Here is a 16,914-nt window from a genome sequence, read left to right on the forward strand (position 1 = left end):
TCCACCTCCTTTGAGTTTAAGTGTTTAAAAAAATTTTTTACAAAAGTCTTGGGCTCTCCTTCTTTAATGAGTTTACCTTTTTATTCCTTTGATAGGGACTCATAGATCATCTTGTCATAGTTAGATGTTATATAAAACGTCTTTGCCGCCATTTTTTTTCTTAATTTAAGTGAGATGGAAAAGTCATTATTTTTTAATTCATCAATTATTTCTTTATAAAAGGTGGTGTCAGGAACAACTGCAACACTAAAGTAATTTTTTGCAGCAGCACGAAGTAGGGTAGGTCCTCCAATGTCTATTTGTTCAATTAAGTCTTTTCCTTTGAGCCCTTGCTTTAAGGCACCTTCAAAATTATACAGATTCACACAGATGAGATCAAAGGATTTAATATTTAATTTTTCTAAGGTTTCCATGTGTTTGCTGTTTTCCTTGTCTGCCAAAATTCCTGCATGGATATGGGGATGGAGGGTCTTTACTCTGCCATTTAAAATTTCTGGAAATTTTGTCACATCACTAACTGAAGTTACCTTGATTCCTGCTTGCTCTAATTTTTTTTTAGTTCCTCCAGTGGATATGATTTCCACCCCCCCTTGCATCAAAAAATTAGCAAACTCTACTAAATTGGATTTGTCTGTAACACTAATAAGCGCCCTTTTAATCTTTAAAAATTCCATAACTAAACTCCTTTTTCCATGCGAATATTGCATATGATTAAATTTTAGTCGGACATACAACCAAAAAATTTAATTTATGCCTTAATTTTGGGTTAAATTGTTCAATGTTCAACGTTCAATGTTCAATGTTCAACGTTCAATGTTCAATGTTCAACGTTCAATGTTCAATGTTTAACGAACCTAGAACATAGAACATAGAACTTAGAACTTCTATGAAACCCATTAACCCCAATTTCTATTTTGTCAAATCATGGTGTTATTATCAACTATCTTTTCTATCCTATCTTGGAATATAAGTTGCATTTTTATTACAAAATAACTTCAGCTTGTCAAAGATTTAGACAAACAAAAATTGAGGAGATTGTCATGAAGGGGTTATTTGAAGAACCTATTGATCTCATGAAAAACAATTCTAATCTTCAGGCTCCACCTTTTCAATCTCATTATGTTCATTCATCACATCCAATTTTTTAATATCTTCCTTTACTTTTTTAACTAGCTCTCTAAAGTTAGAGTTGCAAGATAAAGAATAATAATCTTTTGCATCCCATAGTTCCTGTAAGACATCGTCTTTTATTTTTTTATTGGCGTAGTTATTCATTTATTATCTCCTGTGGTGTACAAATAGTTGGAATCACAAGATTCTCTTCAAGGGATATCTTCTGCAATTTTCTTATAAAATGTGCATTTGCCAGATGACGACAATTCCACGTTAACAAAAAGTCCATTTTGTAATAAGTTGCTATGGCAACATGCAAAACATCATCTCTTGCTTTTTCTGGAAGTGATGTCTTAGCAAAAAACAACTCAGCCAATTCGATACAATCATTATTAATTTCTAACACTGGAATACTTCTCACAAGAGTTAAACGCTTTTTTACCGCATTTTTATCTCCACGTGAACATTCCGCAATGACTAATTCAGAAATATATGTTTTGTATTTTTCTTTTTCTTGGTTCCACCAATCAAATGTAATTTTTTGACGAGCCGCAGAAATAAGGTTACTGCTAGGACGTGCAGCCAAATAACTGATTATGGAAGTCTCTATATATATTGATTCCATGCAAGCTCCTTACTTAAACAATTATCCTCTCCGTGGGACATACAACGAAAAAATTTAATTTATGCCTTAATTTTGGATTAAAGGGTTGAATTGTTCAATGTTCAATGTTCAACGTTCAACGTTCAATGTTTAAGGAACCTAGAACCTAGAACCTAGAACATAGAACTTAGAACTTCTATGAAACCCATTAACCCCAATTTCTATTTTGTCAAATCATGGTGTTATTATCAATATCTTTTCTATCCTATCTTGGAATATAAGTTGCATTCTTATTACAAAATAACTTCAGCTTGTCAAAGATTTAGACAAACAAAAATTGAGGAGATTGTCATGAAGGGGTTATTTGAAGAACCTATTGATCTCATGAAAAAGGTAATGGATTTAAGGTTAATTCGTCAAAATATTGTCGCCAGTAATCTGGCAAATATAGAAAATCCCCATTATAAGGCACGTCGCATTGATTTTGAGGAAAAATTACAAGAGGCCTTACAAATAAAAGAAACTGGGAGGCTCGCAAGGACAAACCCAAAACACATGCCTAATAAAATGACTGCCACGCCTGATTTTTATAAGGAATTAGAAATCAGGGTAGTAGAAGGCGAAGATGCTGTGGATTTAGACAAGGAAATGGCAATTCAGGCCAAAAATGTCCTTGCTTATAATACTCTTACTACCTTGATGAGGAAAGAATTTGATATGTTACACCAAGTAATTACAGAAGGAGGTAAATAATGCCACTCAATTTCATGACCGCTTTAGATATTGCAGCATCTGGTTTAAGTGCCCAAAGGACCAATTTAAATGTCATTTCTATGAACCTTGCTAATATAAATACCACCAGGACTCCAGAGGGCGGGCCTTACAAAAGAAAGACAGTAATTTTCAGGGCAGCTCCACTCAAATGGCCCTTTGATAATCTTATGGCTTCAAGGATAGAAAGAGAGGTAAAGGGAGTAAAGGTCAACAGGATAGAAGAGGAAGATCGTTTTAAAAGGGTTTATGATCCAAATCATCCAGATGCAGATAAAGACGGGTATGTATTGTATCCAGATGTAAATGTTATTGAAGAAATGGCGAATATGCTCACTGCGCTTAGAAGTTATGAGGCGAACCTTTCAACTATTAGCACCATTAAGACTATGTTAAATAGGGCTATTGATATTGGAAGATAAACAAAATTTTTGCGAGGAGGTAGGGGATGAGTATCAAGTCAATTGCCCAAGCAGCTTATTTATCTGGGCTACAGGATAAAGATTTATATACTCAAAATACAAAAAATCTCACCTCTAGCCAGACTAAATCATTTGGTTCAACAATAGAAGATTCTCTGAAAAAGGTAAATGATTTACAAATACAAAAAGATAAGATGATAGAGGAATTTGCTGTTGGAAAGAATGAGAATGTCCATGAAGTTATGATCGCCCTTCAAAAGGCAGATGTTGCCATGAAACTCACATCTGCAGTTAGAAACAAGGTGATAGAGGCATATAAGCAATTAATAAACATGCCCATGTAGCCATTATTTTCTGTTTTTTCAACAAATTTGAGTTAATAATTTAAGGAGACGAGCACAAATGGTGAATTTTTTGTCTTCCTGGAAGGAAAAGATAAAGGAGTTGTGGGATAAGGGCACACTTCCCCAAAGGGTCCTGGCTATTGGTGTACTTGTCTCTCTTACTATAGTATTTATAATGCTCCTCTATTTTTTAAATAGAGAAGAATATGCTGTGCTTTATTCCAACCTCAGACAGGAGGATTCAGCATTAATTGTAAAATATTTAAAAAGTAAAAAAGTAAAATATAAATTAAAGCAAGGCGGAACCACTATTTTGGTACCTAAGGATAAGGTTTATGATTTAAGGCTGGAGATAGCAGGTCAGGGGTTGCTAAGCAAAGGAACAGTAGGTTTTGAAATTTTTTCAAAGTCATCTATTGGACAGACAGATTTTATACAACAGATAAATTACCAAAGGGCACTTCAGGGAGAACTTGAAAGGACTATAATGTCCATGCCTGAAATTCAAGGGTGTAGGGTTCACCTTGTATTGCCAAAAAAATCTTTATTTGTTGAAGAACAGACCCCAGCCTCGGCTTCTATACTTGTGCAATTAAAACGTGGAAAGGAACTTTCAAAGGAACAGGTAAAGAGTATTGTAAATCTTGTGGCCACAGCAGTTGAAGGATTAAAACCTGAAAACATTACTTTAATAAATACACGAGGTGAACTTTTAAATAGACCATTTATCACATCAAAGGACATTGCTTTGACCACTACCCAGTTAGAATATAAGCTTAATCTTGAAAAAACATTGAGTAGAAGAATAAGGACCCTCCTCATACCCGTTGTAGGCCCTGGAAAGGTAATAGCCCAGGTGAATGTTGACCTTGATTTAAGTGAGCAGAATATTTATAAAGAATTATATGATCCAGACAAAACAGTTATAAGGAGCGAACAAAAGGTAAAAGAATCTTCAATAGGAGTTACACAGGCTGAGACATCAAAGCCTGGAGTGCAATATCAAAAAACTGGTAGTACTACCACAAAAGAACAAACAGAGCGTTCCCAGAAAACCTTAAATTATGAAATAAACAAAGAAGAGAGGAAAATATATATCCCAAAGGGGCAAATAGATCACATAACTGTAGCAGTATTAGTTGATGGATATTATAAAAAGGGTAAAGATGGTAATAAGATTTTTGTTCCAAGATCCAAGGATGAGTTAGAAAAGATAAAGGAATTGGTAAAAAATGCAGTTGGCATAAATCCTAAACGAGGAGATAGTGTAGAAGTGGTTTCCATGCAATTTACCCCATTAGAGCTGGGTGGGCCAACTTTTTGGCAGGTGTTACTTGATTATTTATCTAAATTCCTCACTCCAATTTTAAATAGTCTGGTAATCTTGCTCTTCTTGCTACTTGTAGTGAGGCCAGTGGTATTATCACTTATCAAGCCAAAAGTTGAAGAAGAAACTGCGGAGTTAGAAGAATTGCCAGAGGGAGAAGAAAAGGAAGTGGAGGAACCTCAGCTTAGTGAAGAGGAACTGGCTGCGCTTGAGGCCAAACGGCCTTTTGAAGAATTAAAACAAAAGGTTGCAAATATTCTGGACAAACACTCAGACGAGGCATTGATTATAATAAAAAATTGGATGCGAGATGATGTGAGGAGATAAAAAATATGGAAGAGATCAAAGATCCTAAGGAGTTAACTGGAGTTCAAAAGACAGCGATCCTGCTTTTGACAATGGGAGATGAGTATGTCCAAAAAATATTTAAAGAGCTGGATAGAGATGAGATAGTAAAAGTTTCAAAGGCAATGGTGGAATTAGAGACTGTGCCACAGGAAATTGTAGAAGCAGTTTTAACAGAATTTCATGAGACCTTTTTGTCTGGAAAGAGGGCCCTTGTTGGTGGCCCTTCACAGGCAAAGAGAATTTTGTCTAAGGTCCTGGATGGGGAGAGTGTAGAAGATATTATGAAAAGATTGGAAACTGAACATAAACCTCCTCCTTTTAAAGGGCTGGAGAATTATAGTCCTAATATAATGGCTCGAATTCTTGCCAATGAACACCCCCAGACCCTTGCCCTGATACTTGGACACCTTCCACCACATCAGGCTGCTGAAGTTTTGAAAAACCTCCCACCTGGGGTAAGGCCGGAGGTCCTTTTGAGATTGGCAAAATTGGAAAGTGTACCATTGGAGATGTTATATGAAGTGGATTTTGTCTTAAGGGAACAGTTAGAAGCAATGGGTGGAGAAGGTCAAAAAGTTGGCGGAGTACAGGCAGTTGCAGAAATATTAAATGCAACAGAGCGTTCCATAGAAGAAGAGGTCCTTGCTGAGATTGAAACTGAATCCCCACAAATGGCTGAAGAGATCAGAGAGCTTATGTTTGTTTTTGAAGATATTAAGAACCTTGATGATCGTTCCATCAGGGAATTATTAAAAGAAATCTCCAACGAAGATTTAACTTTGGCCTTAAAAGGTGCATCAGATGAATTAAAAGAAAAGTTCTTCTCTAACTTATCAGAGCGTGCAGCAACTATGATTAAAGAAGACCTTGAGATAATGGGACCTGTAAGACTTTCAGATGTGGAACAGGCCCAGAGAAATATTGTGCGTATTGTTAGACAGTTAGAAGCTGAAGGTAGAATAGTTATCGCTGGTAAGGGAGGAGAAGATGTCCTCATCTAAAGGGAGAATAATTGTGGGAAATACTGGGTTTGTAATAGACGAAGAGGAATTTGCCAAAAAACATACAGAATTGGATTTATGGGACGAGGAGATTGAAAAAAGATTTCTCAATAAAATTAAACAAAAGGCCTCTGTAGAGGCTTCAAACATAATAAAAAATGCTTATAAAAAAGCAAAATCAATTAAACTACAGGCCCAGGAGCAGGGCTATAATGAAGGATATCAAAGAGGATATGAGGAAGGTCTGAAAAAGGCTCAACAAGAAGGAGATGATTTAAAATCCCAGATGAAAGATAAATTCCTTGCCTTGATAGATTCCATTGAACAGAAAAAACAAAACATAATAAAAACTTTTAGAGATGATATATTGGAATTGATTTTGGTTTCAGTAGAGAAGATAACAGGTTTTGCATATATTAAACAAAGAAAAAGGATTTTAGAGGAACTACTTAATTCATGTTTAAAGGAGATTAAAGAAGCAAGGAGTGTAAAAATATATGTTTCTGAAGAAGATTTTCCCCTGGTACAAGAATTAATAGAGCATGTTAAAGAAAAATATTTTGACATAAAGAATTGGCATATTATGAAAAAAGATAATATAAAAGCTGGAGAAGTGGTAGTAGATACAGGTGTGGTTAAAGTAACGGAATCTTTTAATAAAAGATATGAAATGGTTAAAAAAATTTTAGAAGATGTTGAAATAGATGATTAAGTTATGAAAATAAAAGATGCAATCAATAAAATTGTTTCCATTAAAAGCACTGAGAGCTTTGGAAAGATAAATAAGGTGATTGGGCTTGTAATAGAAGGAAAAGGGCTAAATACCTCTATTGGTTCAGTTTGTGAGGTGATAGTTGAAAATGGTAAGTCTATTCCTGCAGAGGTAGTGGGTTTTAGAAATTCCAGTGTACTGCTGATGCCCTGTGGTGAGCTAAGAGGGATTAAACCTGGTTCATATATAAAAAATTCTAACACCCCACCTCTTATTGGAGTGGGTTTTGAGCTTTTAGGAAGGGTGGTTGATTCTTTTTTAAACCCATTAGATGGAAAAGGTAAAATAAAGGTATCCAATTTTTATCCTTTATATGCAGAACCTTTAAATCCCATTTTAAGGCGCCGTATAGATACCCCCTTAGACGTGGGGGTAAGGGCAATAAATGGGCTTATCACCATTGGAAAAGGGCAAAGAATAGCTATAATGGCAGGATCTGGTGTTGGAAAATCCACTTTACTTGGTATGATAGCCAGATATACAAATGCAGATGTAAATGTAATTTGCCTTGTGGGAGAACGTGGAAGAGAAGTTAATGAATTTATTGAAGATTCATTAGGGGAAGAGGGATTAAAAAAGTCTGTAGTGGTGGTGGCCACTTCAGATCTATCACCACTTGAGAGGATAAGGGCGGTCTATACTGCCCAAACAATAGCAGAATATTTTAGAGATATGTCAAAGGATGTACTCTTTATGATGGATTCAATAACCAGGTTTGCAATGGCATCCAGGGAAGTTGGTCTATCTATTGGGGAGCCACCCACAACTAAGGGTTACACTCCATCTGTATTTTCTCAATTGCCTAAATTGCTAGAAAGGGCTGGCACATCTGACAAGGGCACAATAACTGGAATATATACGGTCTTGGTTGAAGGGGATGATTTTACAGAACCAATTGCAGATGCAGTTAGATCAATAGTAGATGGACATATTGTGCTAACAAGGGAACTGGCAGACCAGGGACATTATCCAGCAATAGATGTGTTAAAAAGCATTAGCAGATTGATGCCCCTGATAATAGATAGGGAACTCTTTAATCTGAGCAAAAAGATTCTCTCCACCTTGGCCACATATAAAAGGGTGGAAGATATGATAAATATAGGAGCATATTCTAAGGGTTCTAACACAAAAATTGATTTTGCAATAGAAAAAATTGACAAAATAAATGAATTTTTAACCCAGGATGTACAAGAAAGATCCTCTTTAGAAGACTCTTTTGCAAGGCTAAAATCAATTATACAAAATTGATGACAAATTGTTTTTAATACCTTGACCATCCCGCTGCTTTAAAATAAATTAATACTTACTCAATTTAAATGTTTATATCTTGGGTTTACTGGGTTTAGGGGGTGTTGAGTTTGTGGGTTTATTGGGTTCATACCTCAACCCATTAACCCATCAACCCATAAACCCTTTAAATATGAATATGAGTAAAAATTATGGCCATTGAAAGGGAAGTAAAATTTTTCGTTAAGCACGGATTTGAAGACATTAGAAATCGGTTAAAAAATCTGGGGGCAATTTTTATAGACAGGTATTTTGAACAAAATATTGTGTTTGATTATCCTGATAAAAGGTTAAAAAATCAGGGAATACTTTTAAGGCTAAGAAGTACAAATAAAACCCATACCTTGTGTTTGAAAAAACCAATCCCTGCCCAAAAATTAAAGGAAGAAAAAATAGTTGAAGAATTTGAAACCATTATTGACAATAGGGAAAATTTGGTAATTACCCTGACCAATATTGGACTTGAAATTTCTCTTAAATATGAGAAAATAAGGGAAAAGTGGGAGGTTGATAATACTATTATATGCCTGGACACTCTACCTTTTGGTGATTATTTAGAAATCGAAGGAACAGGAGATTTAAAAAAAATTGCCATTGAGTTAGATCTGGATTATGGGAATTCTTCAACCTTGACCTATCATGATATCAACGCTCAAATTAGAAAAAAATTAGGACTTCCACCAATGGATAGTTTTGTTTTTAAGGATTGGACTAAATATAAAAAATCCTATAAAGGAGTTTTGGATTATGACTATAGAAAATAGACCAGAACTCCAGGAAGACATACTTATAGAAGAAGAACTTAAGGAGCCACCTAAATACAAAGTTTTGCTCCATAACGATGATTACACCACTATGGACTTTGTAGTCGACATTTTAATGAGGGTCTTTCACAAAAGCAAAGAAGAAGCTGTGGCCATTATGTTGAATGTGCATAAAAAAGGAGTTGGGGTATGTGGAATATATCCAGCTGAGATAGCAGAAACAAAGGTGGCTTTAGTACACAAGATGGCTAGAAAAAAAGGATTCCCTTTAAAATGCACCATGGAAGAGGTTTAGATATGTTAAGTAAAGATTTAGAAAAGGTATTTGCATTGGCAATTAGAGAAGTAAGGATACGACACCACGAATTTTTGACCTTAGAACATGTACTTTATGCCTATTTACTTATACCTCAGGGGAAAATCCTCCTGAAAAATTGTGGGGTTAATGTAAACAAACTAAAGGGACAGTTAGAGAGGTATTTTATAGATAATTTGGATGTATATCCTGGGTCACATGGACGAGAAGTCATCCAGACCCTGGCTGTTCAACGGGTAATTCAGCGAGCGATCTTTCATGTTCAGTCAGCTGAAAAACCACGGGTAGAGTTGGGAGATTTTCTGGCTTCCCTAATGGAAGAAGAAGATTCATATGCTACGTATTTTTTAAAGAGTCACGGTGTAGAGAGGCTGGATATATTGGAATATATATCCCATGGCCAACCAAAAGAAGAGGTTGAAAGTCCAAGAAGAGAGTCTTTTTTAGAAAGATATACCCAGGACCTTGTAGTAAAGGCCCAGATGGGGCTTATAGATCCTTTAATTGGGCGTGAAGAGGAAATTGAGCGAACCATCCAGATTTTGTCTCGTAGGAGGAAGAACAATCCTTTATATGTAGGTGAGCCTGGTGTTGGTAAAACCGCACTGGCAGAAGGTCTTGCCCTAAAGATTGCCAGGGGAGAAGTACCAAAAAAATTCCAGGAAACCAAGATTTACGCCCTTGATATGGGATCTCTAGTTGCAGGGACAAAGTTTAGAGGAGACTTTGAAGGAAGATTAAAGGGTATCATTAATGAACTCAAAAAGAAAAAGGAAAATGTAATCCTTTTTATTGACGAGATACATACTATTGTTGGTGCTGGCGCAACCAGTGGTGGGTCTTTAGATGCATCAAATATCTTAAAGCCTGTGCTGGCTTCAGGAGAAATTAGATGTATAGGATCAACCACTTATGAAGAATATAAAAATCTATTTGAAAAAGACAGGGCCCTTTCCAGACGTTTTCAAAAAATAGATATTTTAGAGCCCAGCAGAGATGAAAGCGTTGAAATATTAAAGGGTCTTAAAAAATATTACGAACAACATCACAATATCAGATATTCAAAAAAGGCCATAGAAGCAGCGGTTGACCTCACAATTAAATACCTGCCAGATAGGTTTTTGCCAGACAAGGCAATAGACGTAATAGACGAATGTGGAGCCTATTTTTCCTTGAAGGAGCGAAAGAAAAAGGTAATATCTGTAAAAGATATAGAAAATGTAGTTGCTAAGATTGCTCGCGTGCCAATTAAAAGTGTAACCACTTCAGATAAGGATAGACTTAAGAACCTAGAGACAGAACTAAAACAGGTTGTCTTTGGACAGGATCAGGCAATTGAGCAAGTTGTGCGTGCTATAAAACGTTCCCGTGCTGGGTTAAGAGAGCCCAATAAACCTATTGGTAGCTTCCTATTTGTTGGTCCAACAGGTGTTGGAAAGACAGAACTTGCAAGACAACTTGCTAATATTCTTGGAATTAATTTCTTGAGGTTTGATATGAGTGAATACATGGAGCAACATTCTGTAGCACGCCTAATTGGTGCTCCTCCAGGATATATTGGCTTTGATCAAGGGGGGTTACTGACTGATAGTATTAGAAAACATCCACACAGTGTTTTGCTTTTAGATGAGATAGAAAAGGCCCATTCAGACCTCTTTAATATATTACTTCAGGTTATGGATTATGCAACTTTGACTGATAACACAGGCAGAAAAGCAGACTTCAGGCATGTAATCTTGCTTATGACCTCCAATGTTGGTGCAAGGGATATGTCTTCTACGTCTATTGGTTTTGCTAAAGAAGAAATTGAAGACAAAGCACATAAGGGAGTGAAGGCAGCAGAGAAATATTTTTCCCCAGAGTTTAGAAATAGATTAGATGGAATTGTTCCTTTTAAACCCCTCAATAGAGATTTGATGAAGATGATAGTAGATAAGTTCATTAAGGAATTAAATGAGCAATTAAGGGATAAAAAGGTTCAAGTGCTACTGGACGAATCTGCAAGGGAGGTCCTGGCGAAAAAAGGATTTGATCCAGATTATGGCGCAAGACCAATGAGAAGGGTGGTGCAAAAGGAGATTGCAGACCCACTTACTGATGAGATACTTTTTGGTAAGCTCAGTGGAGGAGGAAAGGTCTTGGTTATAGCAAAAAATGAGGGAAAAGAAGATAGGCTTGAATTTAAGTTTGAAAATTAGAATATTTTTTTCGTAGTTCTGAGTATGAAAGGATTTTTGATTGGTAAAATAGTCAGAAATTATTGTGAAATTAAAGGTTAATGAAATATTTTATTCTCTCCAGGGAGAGGGACCTTTTATAGGGTCTCCTTTTGTTTTTTTAAGGCTTGGTGGTTGTATAGAGCCATATTGTCCTTTTTGCGATACAAAATATGCATGGGAGAATTTCTATCCCCTTTCAATAGACCAAATTTTTTATGAAATCAAAAAATACAGGTGCAAAAACGTAGTTATAACAGGAGGAGAGCCCTTTTTACAATGGAATTTGGGATTAAAAAAACTTGCACAAATATTAAAACAAAATTCATTTTTCATTCAATATGAAACCAGCGGCAAAGTAGAAATTCCCAAAGAGTCTTATGGAGTAGTAGTATGTAGTCCAAAGTATTTTAATGGTAAATGGTATTTTAGATCAAAAAATCTCTTTCATTGCCATTATTTTAAATTACTGGCCAATGAAAAGAACTTAGATCTTATAGTAGACTTTGTCTTTATGAATAACATAAAAAAAGAACATGTCTATATTATGCCTTTTGGGCATACAAGGGAAGAACAAATTCACAATATGCCCATTGTATTTGAATTTTGTAAAAAGTATGGATTTAAAATGACACCCCGTCTCCACATATTGTGTTTTGGAGAGAGAAGGGGAGTGTGAGTTTAAAATTTTGCAAAATTTTAGAAATAGATAATATATTTACATATCAACAGGGCTTTTAACAATCACTCCTGGTCTGTTCATTACATGGGTATATATCATAGTGGTGGAGACATCAGCATGGCCTAAGAGGTCCTGGACTGTGCGTATGTCATAACCTGCTTCAAGTAAATGGGTGGCAAAACTGTGTCTGAGTGTATGGCAGCTAACTCTTTTGGTCAAACCTGCTTTAAGGGCAGCCTTTTTAATGGCCTTTTGTAGGCTGTTTTCATGGACATGATGTCGTCTGACCTTTCCTGTCCTTGGATCAACAGAAAGTCTGGAAGAAGGAAAAACATATTGCCATATCCATTCTTTAGACATCCCTGGATATTTTCTGTCCAGGGCATAAGGAAGATATACCTCTCCAAAGCCTCTGCTGAGGTCGCTTTCATGTAGCTCTTTTACTTTGCATAAATGTTCCTGTAATTTATAATAATACCTAAAATTTGCATCATAAGATAATGTTTAGCTTGACAATATAGTGAATTAATGGTATAAAGTGTTTCAAATAGGAAGTATGAAGGAGGCACTGATTCTATGCGTAGATTCCATGTTAAGTTCACTGAAAAAAATCTTACGGGCAACGCCGGACTGGTATTGCTGGGCCTGTTTGCTGACAAACTGAAGCTTCCCAAGATGCTTGAGCAACACATTACTATTAAGCGGGGAGCTACCGCACAGTATAAGGTTTCCGACATTATCATGATTTTGATGATGGCAGTGTTAGCCGGGGCTAAGCATATGAGCCATGTATTTATCCTAAAATCTGATTTAGCATTGAGGTCGCTTTTTAAATGGGAAAGGTTTCCTGACTATACTACCATAAATCGGGTTTTTAAGTTGTTTAATCCCCGACATTGCAATGAGCTCTCCGATGTAGAAACAAAAGTGCGCAAAAAGGTTTGGGGTAAAAAATGGTTTAGCCGCATCACTTTAGATTTGGACTCTACAGTGCGTGGGGTGTATGGGAAACAGGAAGGTGCCGAGAAGGGTTACAACCCCAAGAAGCCAGGACAAAGGGGATATCATCCGCTACTTTGCTTTATTGCTGAGACGCGGGAATGTCTTCACAACTGGTTTAGAGCCGGAGATGCTTATTCAGCCAATGGTTGTGTAGAGTTTATGCAAGAGTGCTTTGCCAAGCTTCCAAGGAGAGTCTGGAAAATTATTGTACGTGCAGATTCCGCCTTTTTTAATGGAGAACTTTTAGACTACTTAGAAGAGGCTCATGCTTTGTACTTAATCAAGGTTAAGATGCGAGGACTCACTCAGCTTTTAGAAACTCAGAAATGGCACAAGGTTAAAAATAGACCTGGCTATGAGAAGACCGAATTCACATACAAATGTGAAAGGTGGAAGCACCCCCGCCGGTTTGTGGCCGTACGTCAAGTAATAGAGAGCAAATTTAGTTGCTTTTTTTTCAGCGTTACAAAGACTGAGTATGATTATTTTTGTTATGTAACAAATATGAACCTGAGTCCCTGGGACGTCCACAGGTATTATTGCCAACGGGGGGCCAGTGAAAACTGGATTGAGTGGTGTAAGGGACAGATGGCCTCTGGAAGCATTTTGACACAGGATTTTTGGGCCAACTCCGCCATATTCCAGACCTGTATTCTGGCTTACAATCTACTGGTTTGGATGATGTGGCTCAACGATGAAGATGGTTTTAGAGAAGAGCCCAACACAATCCGCATGTTTCTAATCCATGTTCCAGCTCGGCTGATGCATGCGGGACGACAATGGTTCCTTCGATTATCGAGGGATTATTTTTTCAAAGAACGTTGGATAAAGATAGAAAATTCCATCCGGTCATTACAATTTGCTTAATCTTTTTTTGAGAGTATCCTCCAAAATAGGATTTTGCGTAAGTCCATGTGCAGTGGTGTGCCTTTACACACCCGTAAAGAGTGCCACTGACCGCAGCTTCTACCTGAAAAAGCCTTCCAAGTCACAATGAGGGAGACATATCCTTTAACATAACAGCTCCATATCTAGGTATCTCTGTCCAGAACAATCAGTTGCTTACGATTGAACTGTAATTGCAGATTTTAGGTAATATTTTTCCGGCAAAGGAACACGCCTGTCTTTGTCGCCCTTTCCTGAACGTACAGTTATGTATTTATAACCAAAATTAATATCTTTAACACGCAATCTGACACATTCCATGAGTCTCATACCTGTTCCATATAGCAGGCCAGCCATTAATTCATGAACTCCTGTGAGTTTGGAAAGAAGTGCATGAACCTCAGCTTTAGTAAGTATTACTGGTAAATTTTGTTTAGGCCTTGGCCTTTGAAAATTACCAAGTTCCAGGGGACGATTTAATACCTCCCTGTACACAAATATAAGGGCATTAAGGGCTTGTTTTTGAGTAGCAGGCGATACATTTCTTTTAACTGCCAGATATTCAAGGAATGCTTTGACTTGAACCTCACCCATTTGAGTAATATCTTGGTGTTTGTGAAAATTGATAAATTTTTTAAGCCAGTTTAAGTATGTTTCTTCGGTACGAATGGAATAATATCTGCTTCTAATTTCATCTCTTACTTTAGCAAATATATAATCATTTTTATTCTGAACTGATTTTGAACTTCTTGAATTCAATTTTTGTTGTTTTTCATCTTGAGAGGAGTTTTGAGGCACTTCACGTTTTAAAGTAGGATGTTCAGAAGAGATGTTTTTTGCTGATTGTTTCCAGAAATCCCAATTAAAGTTATTAGCCCAAGATGGGTTTAAAAGGTCACAAAAAAATATCTTAAGAGCTTCTACTGCCTGTAGGAACTGCATATATTGGATACTCTTTTTTCTGCCTAACTCCTGCAGATAACCTAAAAGGGAGTTTTTAGAATACAGGTTTTTATTTGTTTCATTAGGATTAATCTGATTAACCTGGCTGATATAATTCTGTACCCAGCGCGCCATCCAACGCCACTGTTTTTGAGGGACCTTTCGCTTTTTAAGTGCTTGTTGATACTGACTCCATAAAGATTTTTGAGATAAATTTGTAGTAGACATTTTTCACAATCTCCTTGACATTAGGGAAAGTTAATGATATATTGTTATCCATATTTTTATCAAAATGGGTTTTTTAGGGTGTACTCGGTTGTGAGTTTGACAGAATATATGTTTAGTAGAATAAACAGATTATGTCAAGCTCACGAAAAAATGATTACTTCTAATAAACTGTTCGGCGCATAATAAAACGATAAGGATATCATATCAAAGATGAATAGAACTGAACTAGAAATATTGCAGAAACTAGATAAAAATGACCAAGAAAAAATTATGTATTTTTTGAAATTATTACTTAATCAAGCAAAATATAAAAAACTAAAAGATGAAATATTATTCCGAAAAAAAGAAATAAAACATGGAGAAGTTTTTGAACATGATGAAATATGGAAAGAATTAGATGTTTAAGATAATCTATGCAAAAAGTGTATTAAAAGATTTAAAGAAAATATCTAAAAACAATTTACCAAAAATAAAAATGGATATAGAAGAATTAAAAAATTGTCCTAATATTTCCCAGATTAAACATTTAAGAAATCATCCTTTAGCAGATTATAGATTAAGAATAGGAAATCACAGAGTATTATTTAATATAGATTGAGATAAAAAAGAGATTTATATATTGAAAATAGGTCATAGAAGGGATGGATATTAAATCATTAATTCTCGGTGAGAAATAATTTGATTTTACGGTCTTATATAGTTATTTAGAGACAGTTATAGAATATCTTTTTGTTTATTTTTTTTAATATATTCTACAAAAATAATTATAATTGTTCTCGTATTTTTTTGTAAATCCTACGTTTACAAACTCACCGAGAATTGCTGATATTATAGTATCCTGCAGAATTCTATGTAATTGACCCATAATACAAAAACAGAATAAAGAAAAATTAAGAACGAGAAAGATAGAAGTTTTATAAAAACAATATCTTATATAAATAGGCTTTCGCCGAACAAGGCGCTGCAGTGGACTCGCAACCCGCCTGCGCCTACGGCTTGGCGGTTGCTCGCCACTGAGCTTTGGCGTTAGCATATAAGGATATATAATTTAGACTGTTTTTATAATAAATCTAAAAAGGGCAAAATAGATGGAGTTGAAAGAAAAAATAAAAAAAGAAATTGACTCTATCCCAGAAGAATATTTATTTCAGTTAGAAAAATATGTTAAAATTTAAAAAAATAACATTCAAAAGGAAAAACGAATAAAAACTCTTCATTTACAAGGAAAATTTGACAAAGTAAACATAAGAAAAATGGCATATGAGTAATTCTATATTAATAGACACAAATGTTCTTATTTATGCGGTTGATGCTGATTCTCAGTTTCATCACCGAGCATGGAATATTTTATTAGATCCAGAAGTAAGACTTTTTACAACATCAAAGAATATTTCTGAATTTTTAGTAGTATTGACAAGAGATATAGAGATGGGATTATCAACAGATGAATGTTTAGAGATCTTAAAAGAATTATTAAGAGATATTATTGTGCTTTATCCCACCCCGAAATCATTTAAGATTTTTGAGGAATTAATTCAAAAATATAATCCTCGTGGTTTATGGATACATGATGTGGAAATAGCTAGTATTGGCATTTCATATGGTGTTTCAACTATAGTTACGAGAAATGTTTCTGATTTTAGACGAATAAAGGAAATAAGTATAAAAGAAATATAATCATTACAAACGGTTACGCTAACAAGGCGCTGCAGTGGACTCGCAACCCGCCTGCGCCTACGGCTTGGCGGTTGCTCGCCACTGAGCTTTGCGTTAGAGGAAGAGGAATGAAATTATAGTTGGTGTTTTGATTAGTTGTAGATGAAGAGATTATTTTGATTTAAAGAGATAATGTTGAAAAAGAAATAAGCTTTTTGATTATTCATTGCATTA

Annotated in this window: 20 protein-coding genes; 15 read left to right on the forward strand and 5 right to left on the reverse strand. The window is 35.6% G+C overall.

What is annotated here, in order from left to right; all coding sequences use genetic code 11:
• Positions 1 to 80: 80 nt before the first annotated feature.
• The 3 genes from ACYQ1E_RS13495 to ACYQ1E_RS13505 all read right to left on the reverse strand — a co-directional run bounded on the left by ACYQ1E_RS13495 (position 81) and on the right by ACYQ1E_RS13505 (position 1,738).
• Positions 81 to 674: an IMP cyclohydrolase gene (locus tag ACYQ1E_RS13495; protein WP_459880440.1), complete on the reverse strand. Its 594-nt coding sequence runs from the start codon at positions 672 to 674 to the stop codon at positions 81 to 83.
• Between the two features lie 412 nt (positions 675 to 1,086).
• A complete protein-coding gene (locus ACYQ1E_RS13500) occupies positions 1,087 to 1,275 on the reverse strand; it encodes a hypothetical protein (protein ID WP_459880443.1) in 189 nt (62 codons plus the stop codon).
• Positions 1,268 to 1,738 (reverse strand): type II toxin-antitoxin system VapC family toxin, encoded by a 471-nt coding sequence (locus ACYQ1E_RS13505; protein ID WP_459880446.1) that lies wholly within the window; start codon positions 1,736 to 1,738, stop codon positions 1,268 to 1,270. The genes ACYQ1E_RS13500 and ACYQ1E_RS13505 overlap by 8 nt, the downstream gene beginning before the upstream one ends.
• 330 nt (positions 1,739 to 2,068) lie before the next feature.
• Between ACYQ1E_RS13505 and flgB the strand changes: the two genes are divergently transcribed.
• From flgB to ACYQ1E_RS13560, 11 genes are all read left to right on the forward strand, one after another.
• The gene (gene flgB / locus ACYQ1E_RS13510; RefSeq protein WP_459880448.1) at positions 2,069 to 2,470 is read left to right on the forward strand and encodes a flagellar basal body rod protein FlgB; all 402 of its coding nucleotides are present in this window, start codon (positions 2,069 to 2,071) and stop codon (positions 2,468 to 2,470) included.
• Positions 2,470 to 2,910 (forward strand): flagellar basal body rod protein FlgC, encoded by a 441-nt coding sequence (flgC, locus tag ACYQ1E_RS13515; RefSeq protein ID WP_459880451.1) that lies wholly within the window; start codon positions 2,470 to 2,472, stop codon positions 2,908 to 2,910. The genes flgB and flgC overlap by 1 nt, the downstream gene beginning before the upstream one ends.
• A 26-nt stretch (positions 2,911 to 2,936) precedes the next feature.
• On the forward strand, positions 2,937 to 3,254 hold the full coding sequence (gene fliE, locus ACYQ1E_RS13520; RefSeq protein ID WP_459880454.1) for a flagellar hook-basal body complex protein FliE: 318 nt from the start codon (positions 2,937 to 2,939) through the stop codon (positions 3,252 to 3,254).
• A 58-nt stretch (positions 3,255 to 3,312) separates the two neighbouring features.
• A complete protein-coding gene (fliF, locus tag ACYQ1E_RS13525; protein WP_459880457.1) occupies positions 3,313 to 4,908 on the forward strand; it encodes a flagellar basal-body MS-ring/collar protein FliF in 1,596 nt (531 codons plus the stop codon).
• Positions 4,909 to 4,913: 5 nt separating this feature from the next.
• Positions 4,914 to 5,930, forward strand: coding sequence for a flagellar motor switch protein FliG (fliG, locus tag ACYQ1E_RS13530; protein WP_459880463.1), 1,017 nt, complete (start codon positions 4,914 to 4,916; stop codon positions 5,928 to 5,930).
• Positions 5,917 to 6,642: a FliH/SctL family protein gene (locus ACYQ1E_RS13535; RefSeq protein ID WP_459880467.1), complete on the forward strand. Its 726-nt coding sequence runs from the start codon at positions 5,917 to 5,919 to the stop codon at positions 6,640 to 6,642. Before fliG ends, ACYQ1E_RS13535 begins: the two co-directional genes overlap by 14 nt.
• Before the next feature lie 3 nt (positions 6,643 to 6,645).
• Entirely contained in the window at positions 6,646 to 7,950 is a 1,305-nt protein-coding gene (locus tag ACYQ1E_RS13540; RefSeq protein ID WP_459880470.1) for a FliI/YscN family ATPase, read from the forward strand.
• A gap of 191 nt (positions 7,951 to 8,141) precedes the next feature.
• A complete protein-coding gene (locus ACYQ1E_RS13545; protein ID WP_459880473.1) occupies positions 8,142 to 8,753 on the forward strand; it encodes a class IV adenylate cyclase in 612 nt (203 codons plus the stop codon).
• Positions 8,737 to 9,048, forward strand: a complete 312-nt coding sequence (clpS, locus tag ACYQ1E_RS13550; RefSeq protein ID WP_459880476.1) for an ATP-dependent Clp protease adapter ClpS — start codon at positions 8,737 to 8,739, stop codon at positions 9,046 to 9,048. Before ACYQ1E_RS13545 ends, clpS begins: the two co-directional genes overlap by 17 nt.
• Before the next feature lie 2 nt (positions 9,049 to 9,050).
• Positions 9,051 to 11,267 (forward strand): ATP-dependent Clp protease ATP-binding subunit ClpA, encoded by a 2,217-nt coding sequence (gene clpA / locus ACYQ1E_RS13555; RefSeq protein ID WP_459880479.1) that lies wholly within the window; start codon positions 9,051 to 9,053, stop codon positions 11,265 to 11,267.
• A 64-nt stretch (positions 11,268 to 11,331) separates the two neighbouring features.
• A complete protein-coding gene (locus tag ACYQ1E_RS13560) occupies positions 11,332 to 11,964 on the forward strand; it encodes a 7-carboxy-7-deazaguanine synthase QueE (protein WP_459880482.1) in 633 nt (210 codons plus the stop codon).
• A gap of 39 nt (positions 11,965 to 12,003) precedes the next feature.
• Here ACYQ1E_RS13560 and ACYQ1E_RS13565 read toward each other — a convergent pair whose 3' ends face one another.
• The gene (locus ACYQ1E_RS13565) at positions 12,004 to 12,327 is read right to left on the reverse strand and encodes a tyrosine-type recombinase/integrase (RefSeq protein WP_459880485.1); all 324 of its coding nucleotides are present in this window, start codon (positions 12,325 to 12,327) and stop codon (positions 12,004 to 12,006) included.
• Between the two features lie 216 nt (positions 12,328 to 12,543).
• Between ACYQ1E_RS13565 and ACYQ1E_RS13570 the strand changes: the two genes are divergently transcribed.
• Positions 12,544 to 13,836 (forward strand): IS1380 family transposase, encoded by a 1,293-nt coding sequence (locus tag ACYQ1E_RS13570; protein WP_459874960.1) that lies wholly within the window; start codon positions 12,544 to 12,546, stop codon positions 13,834 to 13,836.
• A 195-nt stretch (positions 13,837 to 14,031) separates the two neighbouring features.
• Here ACYQ1E_RS13570 and ACYQ1E_RS13575 read toward each other — a convergent pair whose 3' ends face one another.
• Complete coding sequence (locus tag ACYQ1E_RS13575) at positions 14,032 to 15,024, reverse strand: phage integrase N-terminal SAM-like domain-containing protein (RefSeq protein ID WP_459880488.1); 993 nt, start codon at positions 15,022 to 15,024, stop codon at positions 14,032 to 14,034.
• Between the two features lie 210 nt (positions 15,025 to 15,234).
• Here ACYQ1E_RS13575 and ACYQ1E_RS13580 point away from each other — a divergent pair, with 210 nt between their 5' ends.
• The 3 genes from ACYQ1E_RS13580 (at position 15,235) to ACYQ1E_RS13590 (ending at position 16,701) form a co-directional block, all read left to right on the forward strand.
• Positions 15,235 to 15,429: a hypothetical protein gene (locus ACYQ1E_RS13580; RefSeq protein ID WP_459880491.1), complete on the forward strand. Its 195-nt coding sequence runs from the start codon at positions 15,235 to 15,237 to the stop codon at positions 15,427 to 15,429.
• Positions 15,422 to 15,622: a type II toxin-antitoxin system RelE family toxin gene (locus ACYQ1E_RS13585; protein WP_459880494.1), complete on the forward strand. Its 201-nt coding sequence runs from the start codon at positions 15,422 to 15,424 to the stop codon at positions 15,620 to 15,622. The genes ACYQ1E_RS13580 and ACYQ1E_RS13585 overlap by 8 nt, the downstream gene beginning before the upstream one ends.
• A gap of 662 nt (positions 15,623 to 16,284) precedes the next feature.
• On the forward strand, positions 16,285 to 16,701 hold the full coding sequence (locus tag ACYQ1E_RS13590; protein ID WP_459880497.1) for a type II toxin-antitoxin system VapC family toxin: 417 nt from the start codon (positions 16,285 to 16,287) through the stop codon (positions 16,699 to 16,701).
• The last annotated feature ends 213 nt before the right edge of the window (positions 16,702 to 16,914 follow it).

The sequence above is a fragment of the Desulfothermus naphthae genome, assembly GCF_054657475.1.